The following is a 17,322-nucleotide window of genomic DNA, read 5'->3' on the forward strand; positions in this document are numbered from 1 at the left end:
GCTCTTTTGTGAGATTAAAAGAGAATTTGATGAAGATGTTAGACCCTTATTTAGCACTATGTGTATACTGATGCTTCTCTCTGATTAGTCAAAATATTGAAGGAATTATGCGATTAAATTCATATGAGGTCATACCGACGATTAAAAAGGGGATGGGGCGGATTGCAGCTCTTTTAATCTCTGGGGATGAACCCTATCTCTCTTTGAGTCTTGCAGATCAGGTTCGTGCACTCTATCGGGAAAATGGATTCAATGAGCGAACCCTTCTAGAGGTGGATAATCGTTTTGATTGGGGATCTTTTACCAGCGCGACGCAATCGCTCTCTCTCTTTTCAGAGAAGCAGATCATTGAATTAAGATTTACTTCGACACCCGATCGTAAAGCGCAAACAATGTTAGAAAACTATTTAGCCGCGCCACAAGAGGATCTTTTTCTCTTAATCTCTATTCCTCTTCTTAAAAGTGCCCAACAGAAAGCTAAATGGGTTAATGCGATCGATAAGGTGGGCATCGTTTCGATTCTCTATCCACCGAGATTACATGAGTTTCCCGGCTGGATCTTTAATGAAGCGAAACGACGAAATCTCCATTTAGAGAAAGATGCGGTCGATCTTTTAGCACAAAATAATGAGGGCAATCTCTTCTCGGTCATTCAGGAGCTCGATTATCTGGCGCTCTACTATGGTGATCGAAAGATAGACGCTGAGAATCTTCGCTCTGCTTTAACACAGAGCTCTAAGTTTATTGCATTTGATCTAAGTGATGCCATTTTATTGGGCGATGTTGATCGTATCAATCGTATTATTACCATTTTTGAAGAGGAGGGGGAGCCGGCAACATTGGTGAACTTTCTGCTACAAAAAGAGATCGCAACATTAGGAGAGATGCTCTTCTCATTAGAGCAAGGGGAGAGTATGAGACAGGTATTATCGAAAGTTTGGCGTAATAAACAACCCCTTTATCAACAGGCATTATCTCGGCTCAATCTTCGTAGATGGCGAAATATTATGAAGATGGGTGTGCAGATCGATCAGGCAATTAAAGGACAGATTAAGGAGAATCCTTGGAATGCAATTCGCCGGGTTGCTTTTGCATTATCAGGAAAACGACTTCTCTCTTTAAGTGCTGTTGCAACAGTGCGATAATCATTCGATAGAAAATCTCGATAGAGAATCATTGAGGTAGATTATAGCGATAGATTATTGCGTTGTTTACTCAATAGATAAGCTCAATAGATAAGCTTTAATGGATATTAGGTAGAAAGAAGATTAATAGAAATCATGAATGATTATGAACAAGAATTAAAAGCGCTATTAGAAGCGATCTTAATGGCTTCAGAGGTTCCACTCTCGCTAAAAGAGATCTTAACGATCTTAGATGATGAAAATTATAGTGAAAGCGATATTATTCGGGCGCTTTTTGCGTTAGAGGCGACATATCGAGAAGCAGCTGGCGGTATTGAGTTAGTGGAGGTGGCGTCAGGTTGGCGTTTTCAAGTTCCCTCTCGCTTTGCAAAATGGGTTGGTAAGCTCTTTGAAGCTAAACAGCAACGATATAGTAGTGCTTTCTTTGAGACCTTAGCTATTATTCTCTATCAACAACCGGTCACACGAGGAGATATTGAAGCTGTTCGAGGCGTCTCTGTTAGTAGTAATATTATTCGAAGTCTAGAGGAGCGGGAGTGGATTAAGGTGGTGGGGAGAAAAGAGGTGCCGGGGCGACCGATGCTCTATGGGACAACTGATCAATTGCTCGATGATCTTAATTTAAAATCATTACGTGATCTGCCTCCCCTTCCAGAGTTAGAAGAACTCTTTAAAGAGGCGACTCATGTTGATGAGGAATCTCTGATTGTTTAATTGTATCCTTCTGTATCAATTCCTCTATACTAAATTTTCTGAATCACTTTGAGATTAATAAAGATCAACCATTATGTTTAGACCTTTACCCCTATTTATGGGATTACGTTATACCGCAGCAAAGCGTAAAAATAACTTCATCTCATTTATCTCTTTTGTCTCAATTGGCGGCATTGCACTGGGTGTGATGACAATGATTGTAGTCCTCTCCGTTATGAATGGCTTTCAAAAAGAGGTCGCTGAGCGGAGCATTGCAATGGCTTTTCACAATCAGATCTTAAGTGATCAGAAGGGGTATATCGAGGAGTGGGAACCCTTAATGACGCTCTCAGAAAAAGAGCAAAATGTAGTAGGGAGTGCTCCCTTTATTGAGGGGCAGGGCTTAGTTAATGCTTCTGGCGTCATGTTGCCGGTCCAAGTTTATGGTATTGATCCTCGTTATGAAGCGCGAGTTTCCGCAATTGCCCATACCATTACAACCAAAGATCCTATCACGGGGCACTATATCGAGGGGAGTTTTGATCTACTCGATGATACGCCGTTTGGTGTTCTGATCAGCCGGGATATGGCAAGCCGTTTAGGTCTATCGATAGGAGATTATCTCTCCTTGGTGACCTCCGATATTAATGTAACGGTCGCTGGCGTCTCACCTCGAATGAAGCGCTTAAAAGTGGTGGGATTCTTCCGTGCCGGTATTTATGAATATGATATTAGTAATATCTTCGTTAACTTAAAAGATGCGGCAACACTCTACCGTCTCCCGAAGGAGGCTGTAACGGGAATTCGTCTACAGTTAGAAGACCCGATGAAGGCGCGTGAAACCGCTTACTATCTTCAAGTTAAGCCTGAAATTGAGGGGCAATATTCAGTTTACACTTGGGTCAATCAATTCTCAGCGCTCTTTAAGATGATTGAGATCGAGAAGATCTCCATGTTTCTTATTATGAGTCTGATTGTTGCCGTTGCTGTTTTTAATGTGGTATCGATGTTGGTGATGGTGGTGACGGAGAAGCGATCGGAGATTGCGATCTTACGTACCTTGGGGATGCCACCGCGGCATATTATGGCGATATTTATGGTTCAAGGAACCTTTATCGGATTCTTTGGGGCTTTAATTGGGATTATTTTGGGGTTATTGATTGCCTTTAATGTTGCCGATATTGTGCGCTGGATTGAAAAGATGGTTGGAAAGACACTCTTTGAGCCAAGTATCTATCCTATATCGGAGATCCCTTCAATTGTACTCTTCTCAGATGTTGCGACAATTGCCGGCATAGCCTTTCTATTAGCAAGTGTTGCGACACTCTATCCTGCGTGGAAGGCATCGAGAACTCAACCTGCGGAGGCATTACGTTATGAGTAGAGAAGGATCGATTGTTTTAGATGTGAGAGATATCTCGAAAAAGTTTATCGATCAAAAGAGTGAGATTGTCATCTTTCAAAATCTGACTTTTGAGATAAAGAAGGGGGATCGCATTGCTATTGTGGGTGCATCAGGTGCCGGTAAGAGTACCTTGATGCATATTATCTCGGGATTAGATCAACCCACAAGTGGAGATATCTATCTCAATGGCGAGCACTTTAATCGTTTATCGGAAGCCAAACGAGGATATCTTCGTAATCAATATCTCGGTTTTATCTATCAATTTCACCATCTTCTTCCTGAGTTTACGGCACTTGATAATGTGGCGTTGCCACTCGTGATTGGTGGAGCAAGCATTGCTAAAGCACGTCATGAAGCGGAGCAACTCTTAAATAGAGTCGGTTTAGCGCATCGATTAACGCACCATCCGGGAAAACTATCAGGCGGTGAGCGGCAACGTGTTGCTATTGCTCGTGCTTTGGTCACAAAACCCTCAGCGGTCTTAGCAGATGAACCTACAGGGAATCTCGATGAGGAGAATGCTCATGCGATCTTCGATCTCATGTGTGAGATTAATGCCGAGATTGGTACGGCATTAATTGTAGTCACTCATGATCATTCTTTAGCACGTAAGATGGATCAATGCTGGCGGCTTAATGAGATGCAACTCCATCCTGTTGATCGGACTGCTCTATAGTGATTTCATAGCGGTGATTTAAGAGACTATAAAAGTAGTGATAGTAGTTATAGTAGTGATAGCGAAATAACGAAATAGCGAAGTCGTCAAATAGTAAGATAGTAGTAATCAGATAGAATGTCATAAATCGAGTGCCAACGTTGTCAGTTAACTTAAAGATGTCTTAAAGATGTTTTTGAACTGTTGAGTTAGAGCAAAGTGGCCGTAGAAGAGAGAAGGGTAGAGTAGCGTGATGGATTGGTTAATGCAGGTGGTCGATATATTTCTCCATGTAGATGATTATCTAGAGGTGATTATCTCTCAGTATGGATATTGGATCTATGGGATTTTAATATTGATCATTTTTTGTGAAACAGGGCTTGTCGTAACTCCTTTTTTACCGGGAGATTCTCTTCTCTTTGCGGCAGGTGCTTTAGCGGCGACGGGATTGATGAATATCTGGATTCTCTTTGGAACATTACTTGTCGCTGCCATTGTTGGTGATGCTGTTAATTATCAGATAGGGCAACATTTAGGTGTTAAACCCTTTAGAAGGGATGCTAAAATTTTTAAGCTTAAATATTTAGAAAAGACAGAAGAGTTTTACCAACGGCATGGCGGGAAAACGATTATTTTAGCGCGCTTTATCCCGATCGTGAGAACCTTTGCCCCTTTCGTTGCAGGTGCTAGTCGGATGTGTTATCGTCGTTTTGGTACTTATAATATTTTGGGTGCCCTTCTTTGGACTGGGAGTATGTTAGGTGCCGGTTACTTTTTTGGCCAAACTCAAATAGTCCAAGAGAACTTCTCTCTGATTGTCCTTGGAATTGTCTTTATCTCGGCATTACCTATAGGGATCGAAGTTTTAAAGGCCTTAATCACAAAATATCGAAATAAAGTTGCACGGGACGGAGATAAAGCATAAACTTTCGCTAATAATAAATCTTCTATCCATTTCTCACTATTAGTAGCCCAACTTATCGTTGAGGCCTTTAAGGAAATGTGAGGGCGAGTCCCCTATATTACTCATAAGATAATTCACAAGATAAACTCTTCTTATCCATTCTAAATATTTATTTTAAATAGAATTTTATTCTAAACAGCATTTAGAATCCTCTCTTATACTTTTTATAAAATCAATCTATGAATCTAACAGAACTAAAACAAAAAACGGCCCAAGAGCTAGTAGATATTGCCGAAGAAATGAATATCCAAGGACTAATGCGGGCTAAAAAGCATGAGCTCATCTTTGCCATTTTACAAGAACAAGCAGAAAAAGGTGGTGAGGTTATTGGTGATGGGGTGCTTGAAGTCCTTAATGATGGATACGGTTTTTTAAGAGGGGTAGATAGCTCCTTCTTAGCAGGTCCTGATGATGTCTATATTAGCCCTTCTCAAATAAGACGTTTCAATCTTCGAACAGGAGATACCGTTTCAGGTGTTATTCGCGCACCTAAAGATAATGAGAAATATTTTGCACTCGTTAAAGTAAATGAGATCAACTATGAGCCGGTTAGTAAGAATCGCCGTAAGATCGCTTTTGAAAACTTAACTCCTATTCATCCTAATGAGCCACTAAAAATGGAATTAGGAAATGGTTCTAGCGAAGATATTACTGCTCGTTTAATCGATATTGTAGCGCCGATTGGTAAAGGGCAAAGAAGTATGATCGTTGCACCCCCGAAAGCGGGTAAGACGATTATGATGCAAAATATTGCGCAATCGATCGCAATTAATCATCCAGAAGCATATTTGATGGTTCTCTTAATTGATGAGCGTCCAGAAGAAGTAACAGAGATGCAACGCCTTGTTAAAGGTGATGTGGTGGCTTCAACCTTTGATGAGCCTGCTCTGCGCCATGTTCAAGTCGCTGAGATGGTGATTGAAAAGGCGCGTCGTCTTGTGGAGCATGGTCGTGATGTGGTCATTCTACTCGATTCTATGACCCGTTTAGCACGCGCTTATAATACGGTAGTCCCCTCATCAGGAAAAGTTCTCTCAGGAGGGGTTGATGCCAATGCGCTCCATCGTCCTAAGCGTTTCTTTGGTGCGGCGCGGAATATTGAGAATGGCGGAAGCTTGACCATTATTGCTACAGCAATGGTGGATACCGGCTCGAAGATGGATGAGGTGATCTTTGAAGAGTTTAAAGGAACCGGAAACTCAGAGATTCAATTAGATCGTCGTATTGCTGAAAAACGGATCTTCCCGGCGATTAATGTGAATCGCTCAGGAACACGTCGTGAAGAGCTCTTAATGGGGCCAGAAGAGCTACAGAAGATGTGGATTCTTCGTAAATTGATCCATCCTATGGATGAGATTGAAGCTGCGGAATTTATGCTTGAGCGGATGCGCGAGACTAAGACAAATGCAGAGTTTTTCCAAATGATGAAGGGGTAAATAGCCCTAAGAAGCTCTAAAATGGATCGAAAGAGGGGCCTTTGATGCGTAATAGATTTGCATTAGGCTTCTCTTTACAGTAAAATTCCCGTCTTGATTATTTTTTTAATGCGGTAGACATTTAGATTGACGAATCTAACTGTGCATTAAGGAAGTAGGCTCGAGAGAGTCAAGCGATAAACATTAATTAATGGATAAAATATTATGTCAAAAGAAAATACAATCAACTACCGTCCTGTAGTGTTTCAAGATGCATCTAGTGATTTTGCGATCTTAACACGTTCAACAATCGCAACTAAAGATACAATCGTATGGACTGATGGTAACGAATACCCATTAGCGCGTATGGAAGTAACCTCTGCGTCACATCCATTCTTCACAGGTCAACAAAATATTCTTGATGCGGAAGGTCGTGTTGACCGTTTCCGTAAGAAATATGGTCGTTAATATTAGTGAATATAACGCTATTAGGATTCAAAAGAGAGCATCTCATTTAGAGATGCTTTTTTTATGGGAAAATCTTTTCTAAAGTGATGATTAAATGTTTTTGCTAGCTTTGTCTCAAAATAGGAGGATAATAGCGGCAACAGAATTGTAAAGATTGTGCTGATGATAAAAAAAATTATTCAAAAACTACTCTTTAAGCTAGATCCTGAATGTTCTCATCACCTCTCATTTTGGGGGATTAGAGCATTAACGGCACTCCCTTTTGTAAAAAATCGTCTGATCGATCGTGAGAAAATTTTAGAGGATCCTCGCCTTCAGCGGGAGGTTTTTGGTCTCACTTTTCGCCATCCTGTCGGTTTAGCTGCGGGATTTGATAAGGATGCTAAACTCTATCAAGCGTTAGGAGATCTTGGTTTCTCTTTTGTTGAGATTGGGACAGTAACTCCGAAAGGGCAACCGGGTAATCCTAAGAAGAGACTCTTTCGTCTCGTTGATGAGTCCGCAATTATTAATCGAATGGGTTTTAATAATGAGGGTGTTGATGCTGCACGACTTCGCTTATTGAAGCGGCAACATCGGTTAATCATTGGGGGCAATATTGGTAAAAATAAAGAGACGCCTAATGAACAGGCGGTGGATGATTATTTAACCTGTTTTCATACACTGTTTGACGTTGTTGATTATTTTGTGGTTAATGTCAGTTCTCCCAATACGCCTAATTTGCGAGCTCTTCAAGAGAAAGCTCCGTTATTGGCGCTATTGCAAGCGTTACAGAATGCAAATCAGAAATATCAAAATCCAAAACCAATTCTACTTAAAATAGCCCCAGATCTCTCTAATGAGCAGTTGCAAGAGATTGTCGAGATTGTCGATGAATCAAATATTGCCGGCATTATTGCGACCAATACCACTATTTCACGAGAAGGCATTCAATCTCCGCTGAAAGCTGAGGCCGGAGGCGTGAGTGGTGCTCCTTTAACAGAACGATCTTTAGCGGTTATCCGTTTTTTAGCAAAGGAGAGTCAGGGACGCTTTCCGATTATCGGCGTAGGTGGAATTATGACGGCCCAAGATGCTCTAGATAAGTTAGATGCCGGAGCATCTTTGGTGCAACTCTATAGTGGTTTTATCTATGAAGGACCACAATTAATTATCGATATCAATCGAGCGTTATTAGCGCGATTAGAAAATTGAATCACCGAGGAACCATTGTGGCTATTTTAAAATAATCGTTTATGTACTAAGATGGTCGAACAATATTATTCATCTCAAGTTTGAGTTTTTATTAAAATAGAGCTGAAGTGATAACTCCATTAATGGGGATAGTTACCGAAAGCTGGAGGAAATTAGTATGAGTACAAAAGATACTGTCACCTTTAGAAATAATAGAACAGGACATGAAGCAGAATTTCCAATTTTGGATTCTGTTTATGGTAATTCTGTTATTGATATTGCGAAGTTAAACAGAGAGATGTCGATGTTTAGCTATGACCCAGGTTATGTCTCTACAGCAAGTTGTGAGAGTGCAATTACCTATCTTGATGGTGAGAAGGGTGAACTACTCTATCGTGGTTATCCTATTGAGCAGTTAGCGGCGAAGAAAGATTATCTCGATGTTGCTTATCTTCTTTGGAATGGTGAGCTTCCAGATGAAGCGCAATCAAAAGAGTTCAAAGAGATCATTATGACGCACTCTTTGATGCATGAGAATATGAAGAGCTTCCTTCAAGGATTCCGTTATGACTCTCATCCTATGGCGATGTTAGTAGGGTCAGTTGCTTCAATGGCGGGTTTCTACCATGACAAGATGAATATCTTCGATCCTGAGCATCGCATGATTATTGCGCACCGTTTAATCTCTAAGATGCCAACAATCGCAGCGGCTTGTTATAAGCATGGTCAAGGTCAGCCGATCCGTTACCCACGTAACGATCTCTCTTATGCAGGTAACTTCTTACAGATGATGTTCTCAACACCATGTGCTGATTATGAAGTTGATCCTGTTGCAGAGAAAGCAATTGATGTGCTCTTTACGCTTCATGCTGACCATGAGCAAAACGCGTCAACTTCAACGGTTCGTCTAGCAGGTTCTTCAGGTGCAGATCCGTTTACAGCGATCGCATCAGGTATCGCATCATTATGGGGACCTTCACATGGTGGTGCTAACGAAGCTGTACTCGTTATGCTTGAAGAGATCGGTGATGTTAGCAATATCGATAAGTTTATTGCAAAAGCGAAAGATAAGAATGATCCATTCCGTTTGATGGGCTTTGGTCACCGTGTCTATAAAAACTTTGACCCACGTGCACGTATCATCAAGGGTATTGCTGATGAAGTATTGGCAAAATATGGTAATGATCCATTGATGGAGATTGCTGTTAAACTTGAAGAGATTGCACTTAAAGATGAGTACTTTGTAGAGCGTAAACTCTATCCAAACGTCGACTTCTACTCAGGTATTATCTACAAAGCATTAGGTATTCCTGTTGAGATGTTCACACCTATGTTCGCAATTGCACGTACAAGTGGTTGGATTAGCCATTGGGCAGAGATGATCGCAGATCCAAATATGAAGATTGGTCGTCCCCGTCAACGTTACATCGGTCCTAAGATCCGTGATGTAAAATAGGCAGAAAAAGAAAGGATTATTATCTCAAGTTGAAATTTGAGTAATAACAATAAATAATAGGAAGGTGTAGCTATTTTGTAGTTACGCCTTTTGCTTTTTTATAATATCTATTTGGAGAAATTTATGTCAGCAATCAACTCGATCATTGCACGAGAAATTCTTGATTCACGCGGTAATCCAACCGTATGGGTAAAAGCTACTTTAGAGTCGGGTGTATCAGGTACTGCAGCTGTACCTAGTGGTGCCTCTACAGGGGCAAAAGAGGCGGTTGAACTTCGTGATGGGGATCAAAAGCGTTACGGTGGTAAAGGCGTATTACGTGCATGTGAGAACGTCAATGGCGTAATAGCAAAAGCACTCAAAGGTGTTGAAGCATCAGATCAAAAAAATGTTGATGAGATCTTACTTAAATTAGATGGTACTGAGAATAAATCAAACTTAGGGGCAAATGCTCTATTAGGTGTCTCTCTAGCGGTTGCACACGCAGCAGCAAATGAGAAAGGTTTACCACTTTATCGCTACTTAGCTGAGCGCGAAAGTTATACGCTACCTGTTCCGATGATGAATATTCTTAACGGAGGAGCGCATGCTGACAACTCTGTAGATGTTCAAGAATTTATGATTCTCCCGGTAGGTGTACCGACATTTGCTGAAGCGATCCGTTGTGGTGCTGAAATCTTCCATGAGTTACGTAAAGTGCTTACAGAGAAGGGGTTAGCAACAGGAGTGGGTGATGAGGGTGGATTTGCTCCAAATCTTGGCTCTAACGAGGAAGCATTAGAAGTGATTATGACGGCGATTAAACGTGCCGGCTATGAAGCAGGAAAAGATGTCTTCTTAGGTCTCGATATTGCGGCTTCTGAGTTTTATAAAGATGGTCAATATGTTTTAGCATCTGAGAATAAGAGCTTTACTTCAGCAGAATTTGCCGCATTTTTAGAAGATTGGGTCAATCGCTATCCGATTATTACAATTGAAGATGGTATGGATGAAGAAGATTGGGAAGGTTGGGCAGTCTTAACTGAGAAGATTGGTAATCGTGTGCAGATTGTCGGGGATGATCTTTTTGTTACGAATACAAAAATCCTACAAGAAGGGATTAAGCGTGGTATTGCAAACTCAATCTTAATTAAGCCTAATCAGATCGGTACCTTAACAGAGACCATTGATGCGATTAATATGGCAGATGAGGCAGGTTATACCTCTGTTGTATCACATCGTTCAGGCGAGACAGAAGATACAACGATTGCTGATATCGCTGTTGCTACTGTTGCGACACAAATCAAGACAGGCTCACTTTGCCGTTCAGATCGTGTTGCAAAATATAATCGCTTGATCTGTATTGAGGCAGAGCTTGGTGATAAAGCTATTTATGCCGGAAAAAAGGCTTTTAAATCAGTAAAATTTTAATATATTGTTAATCATTGATAAATAATATGAGAAGAGGCCGTTTGGAGTATCTAGACGGCCTCTTCTTTATTTCTTTTCTCTGTTGCATTTTTTAGTACGATGCCCGATCTTCTGATCGATATGATTCTCTATTCTTATATTGTGTGGATGTTGATTGAGAGGTTATTGAGACATTATTGAGGCGCTCAATAACCGCGATTATCAAAACAAATTTGAATTAGGACTAATATGGTACTATATTACTCCTATATTGATTTTTTAGAGAGTCTTAACATTGAGAATTACCCGAGAAACAGATTATGCCTTACTTGTTCTTACTAAGCTTGCGGTAAGAGAAGAGAGAATGAGTGCATCAACGCTAGCGGAGATCTGTGATCTAAATGTCTCTTTGGTGAGTAAAGTTCTGAAGCTTCTTGTTAAAGCGGAGCTCTTAACTTCAACAAGAGGTGTTTATGGAGGATATCAATTGCAGAAGTCTCCCGAGGAGATTACGTTACTTGATGTTATTGAGGCAATTGAAGGCCCTGTCGCAATGAATGCTTGTAATGATCTTGAGAATCCTTGTGATAAAGCGATAGATTGTCAATTAGCCCCTCATTGGCGAGTCATTAATCAGCAGCTCTATAAGAGCTTTTCTGAAGTGACGTTGTTATCTCTTCTCGGCTCACCGAGCGATCTAAAAGCAGAAATGAATGTGATAGATCTCTTATAAACTAATTTTTTAAGATAATAAAATAGAACGATTATGACAGCAGAAATTACAGAAAAAGATAGAATTGAAGCGCTTGCCGGTGAAGAGTATAAATATGGCTTCACAACAGAAATCGAGCAAGAAACCCTTCCTCCGGGATTAGATGAAGATGTGATTCGTAAAATATCCCAAATTAAGAATGAGCCTGAATGGTTGTTAGAATATCGTTTAACGGCTTATCGTGCTTGGTTAGAGATGGAGACTCCCGATTGGGCACATCTCAATATTGAGCCGATCGATTATCAAGCAATCTCTTACTACTCAGCTCCTAAATCGATGGCAGATGGACCAAAGAGTTTAGATGAAGTTGATCCTGAGCTTCTCTATACCTATGAGCGCTTAGGGATTCCGCTTGAAGAGCAGAAAATTTTAGCAGGTGTAGCGGTTGATGCTGTATTTGACTCCGTCTCTGTCGCAACAAGTTATAAAGACCGTCTTTTAGAGCAGGGCATTATCTTCTGCTCCTTTAGTGAAGCGGTTCAGGAGTATCCTGAATTGGTAAAAGAGCATTTAGGAACAGTTGTTCCCCATGATGATAACTACTTTGCCGCACTCAATGCCGCTGTCTTTACCGATGGTTCTTTTGTCTATATTCCAAAAGGTAAGCGTTGCCCTATGGAACTCTCCACCTACTTCCGGATTAATGCATCTAATACAGGGCAATTTGAGCGTACATTAATTGTTGCAGATGAAGGAAGTTATGTCTCTTATCTTGAAGGATGTACTGCTCCACAAAGAGATGAGAATCAACTTCATGCTGCGGTTGTTGAGTTAGTGGCAAAAGAGAAAGCGACGATAAAATATTCCACTGTTCAAAATTGGTATCCCGGGGATGAAGAGGGTAAAGGTGGAATCTATAACTTTGTAACAAAGCGCGGTATTTGTGAAGGATTTCAGTCAAAAATTACTTGGACACAGGTTGAAACAGGATCATCAATCACATGGAAATACCCAAGCTGTATCTTAAAAGGGGATGAGTCTGTTGGAGAGTTCTACTCTGTAGCACTTGTAAAAGATCGTCAGCAAGCCGATACAGGTACTAAGATGATCCACATTGGTAAAAATACTCGCTCTACGATTATCTCTAAAGGAATCTCTGCAGGCTACTCAGAAAACTCTTATCGCGGACTGGTAAGAATCGGGCCTAATGCAACAGGTTCACATAACTATTCTCAGTGTGATTCTCTCTTGATGGGAGATAAATGTGGAGCCCATACTTTCCCCTATATTGATGTTCGTAACTCGAGCTCAAAAGTGGAGCATGAAGCTTCTACTTCAAAAATTTCTGAAGAGCAGCTCTTCTATTGTCAACAGCGTGGACTCTCTGAAGAGGATGCAATTAACCTTATTGTAAATGGTTACTGTAAAGAGATCTTCGATGAGTTACCGATGGAGTTTGCTGTTGAAGCACAAAAATTGATCGAGCTGCGATTAGAGGGCAGTGTCGGTTAAAACGGGACTAAAAAGCATATCGCCATCATATTGAAGCTGGTGGCAGAAATAACGATTACAAAATTAATAACGAGAGTAGAAATATGTTACAAATTATAAATTTACATGTAGAAGTCGATGGTAATGAGATCCTTAAGGGAGTTACCCTCAATATTGAAGCGGGAAAAGTCCATGCAATTATGGGTCCAAACGGCTCAGGAAAGAGTACATTAGCTAATATTATCGTTGGAAAAGAGGGATATGAGATCACGGAAGGAGATATCCTTTTTGAAGGTAAGAGTATTTTAGAGATGGATCCTGATGAGCGTGCACAGATGGGGATCTTTTTAGGATTCCAATATCCAGCAGAGCTCCCTGGTGTTAATAATCACTACTTCTTAAGAAGTGCGTTGAATGCAATTCGTAAATCTCGTGGGGAAGAGCCTGTTGATGCTTTAGAATTCTATGAGTTGCTTCAAGAGAAGATGAAGACTGTAAAGATGGATGCCTCTTTCTTAAAGAGAGCTGTAAATGCTGGATTCTCAGGTGGAGAGAAGAAACGTAATGAGATTTTACAGATGTTAGTGCTTGAACCTAAGTTAGCAGTTCTTGATGAGACTGATTCCGGACTCGATATTGATGCACTTCGTGTTATCTCCGAAGGAATTAACTCATTGAGAGATCAAAATCGTGGGTTCTTATTGATTACTCACTATCAACGTCTACTCGATTATGTACAGCCGGACTTTGTTCATGTAATGACGGATGGCAAAATTGTTAAAAGTGGCGGTAAAGAGTTAGCGTTAGAGCTCGAAAAAGAGGGTTACGTAGCATTCCGTGGTGAAGAAGCTGGCGGAACTCGTATTCATAAGTAAGGAGAGATTAATGCTAACAGTATATAAAGAGAATGCTTCAAAAGAGCGTTTTAGAGATACCCCCCTTCGTAAAGTGATCTCTGTGGACTGGAAAGATCCGGTTTCACGTGAAACAGCGGCCCCGATCTCTGAAGTACTACCTGAAAATGGGGTAGTATTACCAATCTATAATGGAGAGGTTAGTGCTCGTTGGATTAGTGAGTTAGCGCTGCCAGAAGGGTTTTTAGTACGAGGAACAGAGCAGCGTTTAGAGATTAAAGTAGTGGAGGGCGCGAAGATCGATCGTCCTATCGTTATTTATCACTTCTCAGATGCTGGAGATCAGTCAACCAAAGTTGATTTCAATATTAATATCACGGTTGAAAGAGGGGCAGAAATCTCATTTCTCCTTGTCGAATCTGGAGAAGGACACTACCTTAATTTAGGTCGTGTTGAAGCTGATATTGCCACTGAAGCAAAAGTAGAGTTTGTCCGTGCTGCACTTAATGGTGCCAAAGGGTCATCTCTTTTTGATTTCACCTCTGAACAAGCAGAAAAGAGCCATGTTCATTATATGAGTTATCAAGCACAGGGTGAGCTCTCTCGATCTGATATCCATCTTCATATGAATGGGGAAGAGGGGTTTACCGACCTTAATATATTAAATATTGGAGAAGGTAGAGAACATATCTCACACATTATCGATATGGATCACCGCGTTCCTAATTGTGAGAGTCGTCAGCAGGTAAAAAATATCTTGAAAGATCGTGCAGAATCGATCTTTGATGCACAGATTCATGTTTATCAAGATGCTCAAAAGATCAATGCAGATCAGATGACTCGCTCTCTACTTCTCAATGATGGTGCTCGAGCATTAACCATTCCTCGTCTACTCATTTATGCGGATGATGTTCGTTGTACTCATGGAGCGACGGTTGGCTTTATCGATCCTGATCATCTCTTCTATCTCCGCACTAGAGGTATTTCAGAGGCGGAAGCAAAGCGAATTTTGATTCGTGCGTATGCAGTTGAGATCTTAGAGACTATTGATTCAAAATCGATTAGTGAGTGGCTTCATCATCAACTAGATAAAGATATTGCACAGTTGATGTAATATTAGGAAGAGAGATCGCTAAGAGTAGAGGTCATCGCATTAACCAACTCTATCGAAATTGTATTGTTGTGCGTATGACCTTCTCTAGATTGTGACGAGCGGCTATAGCTATCACCGGTATTCTCTTTTTACTGGTATGGGTTATAGCCGTTTTTGTTCTCTTATTCCGGATGCCCTTTTTCACTAACCATCTCTATCCTTTATGTTTGGACTAAAAAGTCTAAACTTCATATCTAAATTCGAAATATTAAATATCATATATAAATATCATCAGCAGAGGTATCGCATGATCGCATTGCCAGAAATTCGTCAACAGTTCCCTATCTTTAGTGAAACGGTAAAAGGAGCGCCCGTCGCGTTTTTAGATACCGGGGCTTCAGCACAAAAACCTCAAGTGGTCATTGATGCCGAAAGAGAGGTATATGAGAAGTATTACGCAAATATTCATCGAGGAGTCTATTTCTTTAGTGAAAAATCGACTCAAGAGTATGAGTTAGTGCGTGATGTCGTTCGTAAGTTTATTGGAGCAGAAGATTCCCGTGAAGTGATTTTTACGAAAGGGACAACCGAAAGTATTAACTTAGTTGCACAAAGTTACGGGCGAATGGTTTTAGAACCGGGAGATATCGTAATTATTTCAGAGATGGAGCATCATGCGAATATCGTTCCATGGCAGATGATCTGTAACGAGAGAGGAGCGGAACTTAAAGTAATTCCTATTAATGATCAAGGAGAGCTTCTACTTGATCAATATTTAGAGATGTTAAGTGAACGGGTGAAAATTGTTTCAGTCACACAAGTCTCTAATGTATTAGGAACGATCAATGATGTGAAGTATATTATAGAAGCCGCTCATAAAGTGGGAGCTAAAGTCTTAATTGATGGCGCGCAGGGAGCGGTTCATCAACCTCTAAATGTGACAGAACTCGATGTTGATTTTTATGCTTTCTCTGCCCATAAACTTTATGGTCCGACCGGAGTTGGAATTCTCTATGGCAAAAGAGAGCTATTAGAAGCGATGCCTCCTTATCAGACCGGAGGAGATATGATCGATCTCGTGACTTTCGAAAAAACAACATTTGCGCCATTACCTAATAAGTTTGAAGCGGGAACTCCCAATATTGCCGGGGTTATCGCTTTTGGTAAAGCTCTTGAGTGGGTGGAAGAGATTGGTTTTGAAACGATTACAGCACATGAAGATGCATTGCTCGATTATACAATGGCACAATTGGCGGAGATTCCAGAAGTAAGAGTGATCGGTACGGCAAAAGAGAAGGTAGGCGTTATCTCATTCGTTGTTAAGGGAATTCATCCTCATGATATTGGAACGCTGCTTGACCACGAGGGGGTTGCTATTCGTGTAGGGCACCATTGTGCACAGCCTTTGATGAGAAGAATGGATGTGCCGGCAACAGCAAGAATCTCTTTTGGCATCTATAACAATAGTGAAGATGTTGATCGATTAATTGCGGGATTGAAGAAAATTATCAAACTTTTTGGCTAATGTTAGATAGAGAGTCTTATTAAATGGTATAAATCAATTTTGATTCCATATCAATAGATTAGCTCTCTTTCTGATCTCTCAAGCAACTCTTTTCTCTTAACTATCTATAATCTATTTATATGGATGTTTATATTTTGATCAGTAAAAGGGTTGCAAATAAAAATGAAAGGGGTAAGATACATCACCTCAGACGACACAGCGCTTCTGAAATAGTCAAAGCTTTATCCTATTAGTAGTCAGTTTTAAGCAGGTTTTAATATCGTTTTTAACATCTTGCTAATGGGGATTTGAGTAGGATTCGAGATTGAGATTTAAGTTAAAATCAAAATCGGAAAACTCAAAAAATAGTTAAAAATAAGTTTGACAAGTTGATAAAGCATCTGTAATATAGTTCGTCTGCTTAGGGCGGTAAGAAATTCAAATTTGATTCACTTTAACCCTAAAGTTCTTTAACAAATTAATCTTAAGTAAGTTTGTATGGGGGCTTGTATTTGTTTGCGTGAGCAAAAGAATAGAAGTCTAACCAAACAATTCCAGCATCTATTTTTTTATAATGGAAATAGAAGCAGTAATTGAGCAGTAACGTAAGTTACATGGTTAGATCGAAAGATTTAAACATTATAGAGATTAAACTGAAGAGTTTGATCCTGGCTCAGATTGAACGCTGGCGGTATGCTTAACACATGCAAGTCGAACGGCAGCACGAGGAGAGTTTACTCTCTTCGGTGGCGAGTGGCGGACGGGTGAGTAATGCATAGGAATCTACCTTTTAGTCTAGGATAACTACCCGAAAGGGTGGCTAATACTGGATGTGGACTACGGTTTAAAGCAGGGGATCTTCGGACCTTGCGCTAAGAGATGAGCCTATGTGGGATTAGCTAGTT

General features: G+C 40.5%; 15 protein-coding genes and 1 rRNA gene. All 16 read left to right on the forward strand.

The window, feature by feature from the left end:
• The first annotated feature begins 107 nt into the window (after positions 1–107).
• Complete coding sequence (gene holA / locus DC082_RS10190; RefSeq protein WP_109236878.1) at positions 108–1,145, forward strand: DNA polymerase III subunit delta; 1,038 nt, start codon at positions 108–110, stop codon at positions 1,143–1,145.
• Positions 1,146–1,280: 135 nt separating this feature from the next.
• Entirely contained in the window at positions 1,281–1,859 is a 579-nt protein-coding gene (gene scpB, locus DC082_RS10195) for an SMC-Scp complex subunit ScpB (RefSeq protein WP_109236879.1), read from the forward strand.
• Between the two features lie 73 nt (positions 1,860–1,932).
• Complete coding sequence (locus tag DC082_RS10200; protein WP_109236880.1) at positions 1,933–3,222, forward strand: lipoprotein-releasing ABC transporter permease subunit; 1,290 nt, start codon at positions 1,933–1,935, stop codon at positions 3,220–3,222.
• Entirely contained in the window at positions 3,215–3,919 is a 705-nt protein-coding gene (lolD, locus tag DC082_RS10205) for a lipoprotein-releasing ABC transporter ATP-binding protein LolD (RefSeq protein WP_109236881.1), read from the forward strand. The genes DC082_RS10200 and lolD overlap by 8 nt, the downstream gene beginning before the upstream one ends.
• A 232-nt stretch (positions 3,920–4,151) precedes the next feature.
• Positions 4,152–4,823, forward strand: coding sequence for a DedA family protein (locus DC082_RS10210; protein ID WP_189363345.1), 672 nt, complete (start codon positions 4,152–4,154; stop codon positions 4,821–4,823).
• 218 nt (positions 4,824–5,041) lie between these two features.
• Positions 5,042–6,298, forward strand: a complete 1,257-nt coding sequence (gene rho, locus DC082_RS10215; RefSeq protein ID WP_094568382.1) for a transcription termination factor Rho — start codon at positions 5,042–5,044, stop codon at positions 6,296–6,298.
• Positions 6,299–6,502: 204 nt separating this feature from the next.
• A complete protein-coding gene (locus tag DC082_RS10220; RefSeq protein ID WP_094568381.1) occupies positions 6,503–6,745 on the forward strand; it encodes a type B 50S ribosomal protein L31 in 243 nt (80 codons plus the stop codon).
• A gap of 162 nt (positions 6,746–6,907) precedes the next feature.
• The gene (locus DC082_RS10225) at positions 6,908–7,939 is read left to right on the forward strand and encodes a quinone-dependent dihydroorotate dehydrogenase (protein ID WP_109236883.1); all 1,032 of its coding nucleotides are present in this window, start codon (positions 6,908–6,910) and stop codon (positions 7,937–7,939) included.
• A gap of 157 nt (positions 7,940–8,096) precedes the next feature.
• Positions 8,097–9,374: a citrate synthase gene (locus tag DC082_RS10230; RefSeq protein WP_094568379.1), complete on the forward strand. Its 1,278-nt coding sequence runs from the start codon at positions 8,097–8,099 to the stop codon at positions 9,372–9,374.
• 123 nt (positions 9,375–9,497) lie between these two features.
• Complete coding sequence (gene eno, locus DC082_RS10235) at positions 9,498–10,784, forward strand: phosphopyruvate hydratase (protein ID WP_109236884.1); 1,287 nt, start codon at positions 9,498–9,500, stop codon at positions 10,782–10,784.
• Between the two features lie 274 nt (positions 10,785–11,058).
• The gene (locus DC082_RS10240; protein WP_094568377.1) at positions 11,059–11,496 is read left to right on the forward strand and encodes an SUF system Fe-S cluster assembly regulator; all 438 of its coding nucleotides are present in this window, start codon (positions 11,059–11,061) and stop codon (positions 11,494–11,496) included.
• A 33-nt stretch (positions 11,497–11,529) separates the two neighbouring features.
• On the forward strand, positions 11,530–12,987 hold the full coding sequence (gene sufB / locus DC082_RS10245; RefSeq protein WP_109236885.1) for a Fe-S cluster assembly protein SufB: 1,458 nt from the start codon (positions 11,530–11,532) through the stop codon (positions 12,985–12,987).
• Positions 12,988–13,070: 83 nt separating this feature from the next.
• The gene (gene sufC, locus DC082_RS10250) at positions 13,071–13,841 is read left to right on the forward strand and encodes a Fe-S cluster assembly ATPase SufC (protein ID WP_094568375.1); all 771 of its coding nucleotides are present in this window, start codon (positions 13,071–13,073) and stop codon (positions 13,839–13,841) included.
• Between the two features lie 10 nt (positions 13,842–13,851).
• Positions 13,852–14,934 (forward strand): SufB/SufD family protein, encoded by a 1,083-nt coding sequence (locus tag DC082_RS10255; RefSeq protein WP_109236886.1) that lies wholly within the window; start codon positions 13,852–13,854, stop codon positions 14,932–14,934.
• A 286-nt stretch (positions 14,935–15,220) separates the two neighbouring features.
• Positions 15,221–16,438 carry an aminotransferase class V-fold PLP-dependent enzyme gene (locus DC082_RS10260; protein WP_109236887.1) on the forward strand — a complete coding sequence of 406 codons (1,218 nt, stop codon included), beginning with the start codon at positions 15,221–15,223 and terminating at the stop codon, positions 16,436–16,438.
• A 629-nt stretch (positions 16,439–17,067) separates the two neighbouring features.
• Positions 17,068–17,322 (forward strand): 16S ribosomal RNA (locus DC082_RS10265); the annotation flags it as partial.

The sequence above is a fragment of the Ignatzschineria indica genome (assembly GCF_003121925.1).
In the GTDB taxonomy this organism is placed as follows: domain Bacteria; phylum Pseudomonadota; class Gammaproteobacteria; order Cardiobacteriales; family Wohlfahrtiimonadaceae; genus Ignatzschineria; species Ignatzschineria indica.

Bases quoted from the DNA above. Each gene is read 5' to 3' on its own strand.
- DC082_RS10230 (WP_094568379.1), top strand. From the start codon at position 8,097: ATGAGTACAAAAGATACTGTCACCTTTAGAAATAATAGAACAGGACAT.
- DC082_RS10255 (WP_109236886.1), top strand. From the start codon at position 13,852: ATGCTAACAGTATATAAAGAGAATGCTTCAAAAGAGCGTTTTAGAGAT.
- sufC (WP_094568375.1), top strand. From the start codon at position 13,071: ATGTTACAAATTATAAATTTACATGTAGAAGTCGATGGTAATGAGATC.
- scpB (WP_109236879.1), top strand. From the start codon at position 1,281: ATGAATGATTATGAACAAGAATTAAAAGCGCTATTAGAAGCGATCTTA.
- DC082_RS10225 (WP_109236883.1), top strand. From the start codon at position 6,908: ATGATAAAAAAAATTATTCAAAAACTACTCTTTAAGCTAGATCCTGAA.
- lolD (WP_109236881.1), top strand. From the start codon at position 3,215: ATGAGTAGAGAAGGATCGATTGTTTTAGATGTGAGAGATATCTCGAAA.
- holA (WP_109236878.1), top strand. From the start codon at position 108: ATGCGATTAAATTCATATGAGGTCATACCGACGATTAAAAAGGGGATG.
- rho (WP_094568382.1), top strand. From the start codon at position 5,042: ATGAATCTAACAGAACTAAAACAAAAAACGGCCCAAGAGCTAGTAGAT.
- eno (WP_109236884.1), top strand. From the start codon at position 9,498: ATGTCAGCAATCAACTCGATCATTGCACGAGAAATTCTTGATTCACGC.
- DC082_RS10260 (WP_109236887.1), top strand. From the start codon at position 15,221: ATGATCGCATTGCCAGAAATTCGTCAACAGTTCCCTATCTTTAGTGAA.
- sufB (WP_109236885.1), top strand. From the start codon at position 11,530: ATGACAGCAGAAATTACAGAAAAAGATAGAATTGAAGCGCTTGCCGGT.
- DC082_RS10210 (WP_189363345.1), top strand. From the start codon at position 4,152: ATGGATTGGTTAATGCAGGTGGTCGATATATTTCTCCATGTAGATGAT.
- DC082_RS10220 (WP_094568381.1), top strand. From the start codon at position 6,503: ATGTCAAAAGAAAATACAATCAACTACCGTCCTGTAGTGTTTCAAGAT.
- DC082_RS10200 (WP_109236880.1), top strand. From the start codon at position 1,933: ATGTTTAGACCTTTACCCCTATTTATGGGATTACGTTATACCGCAGCA.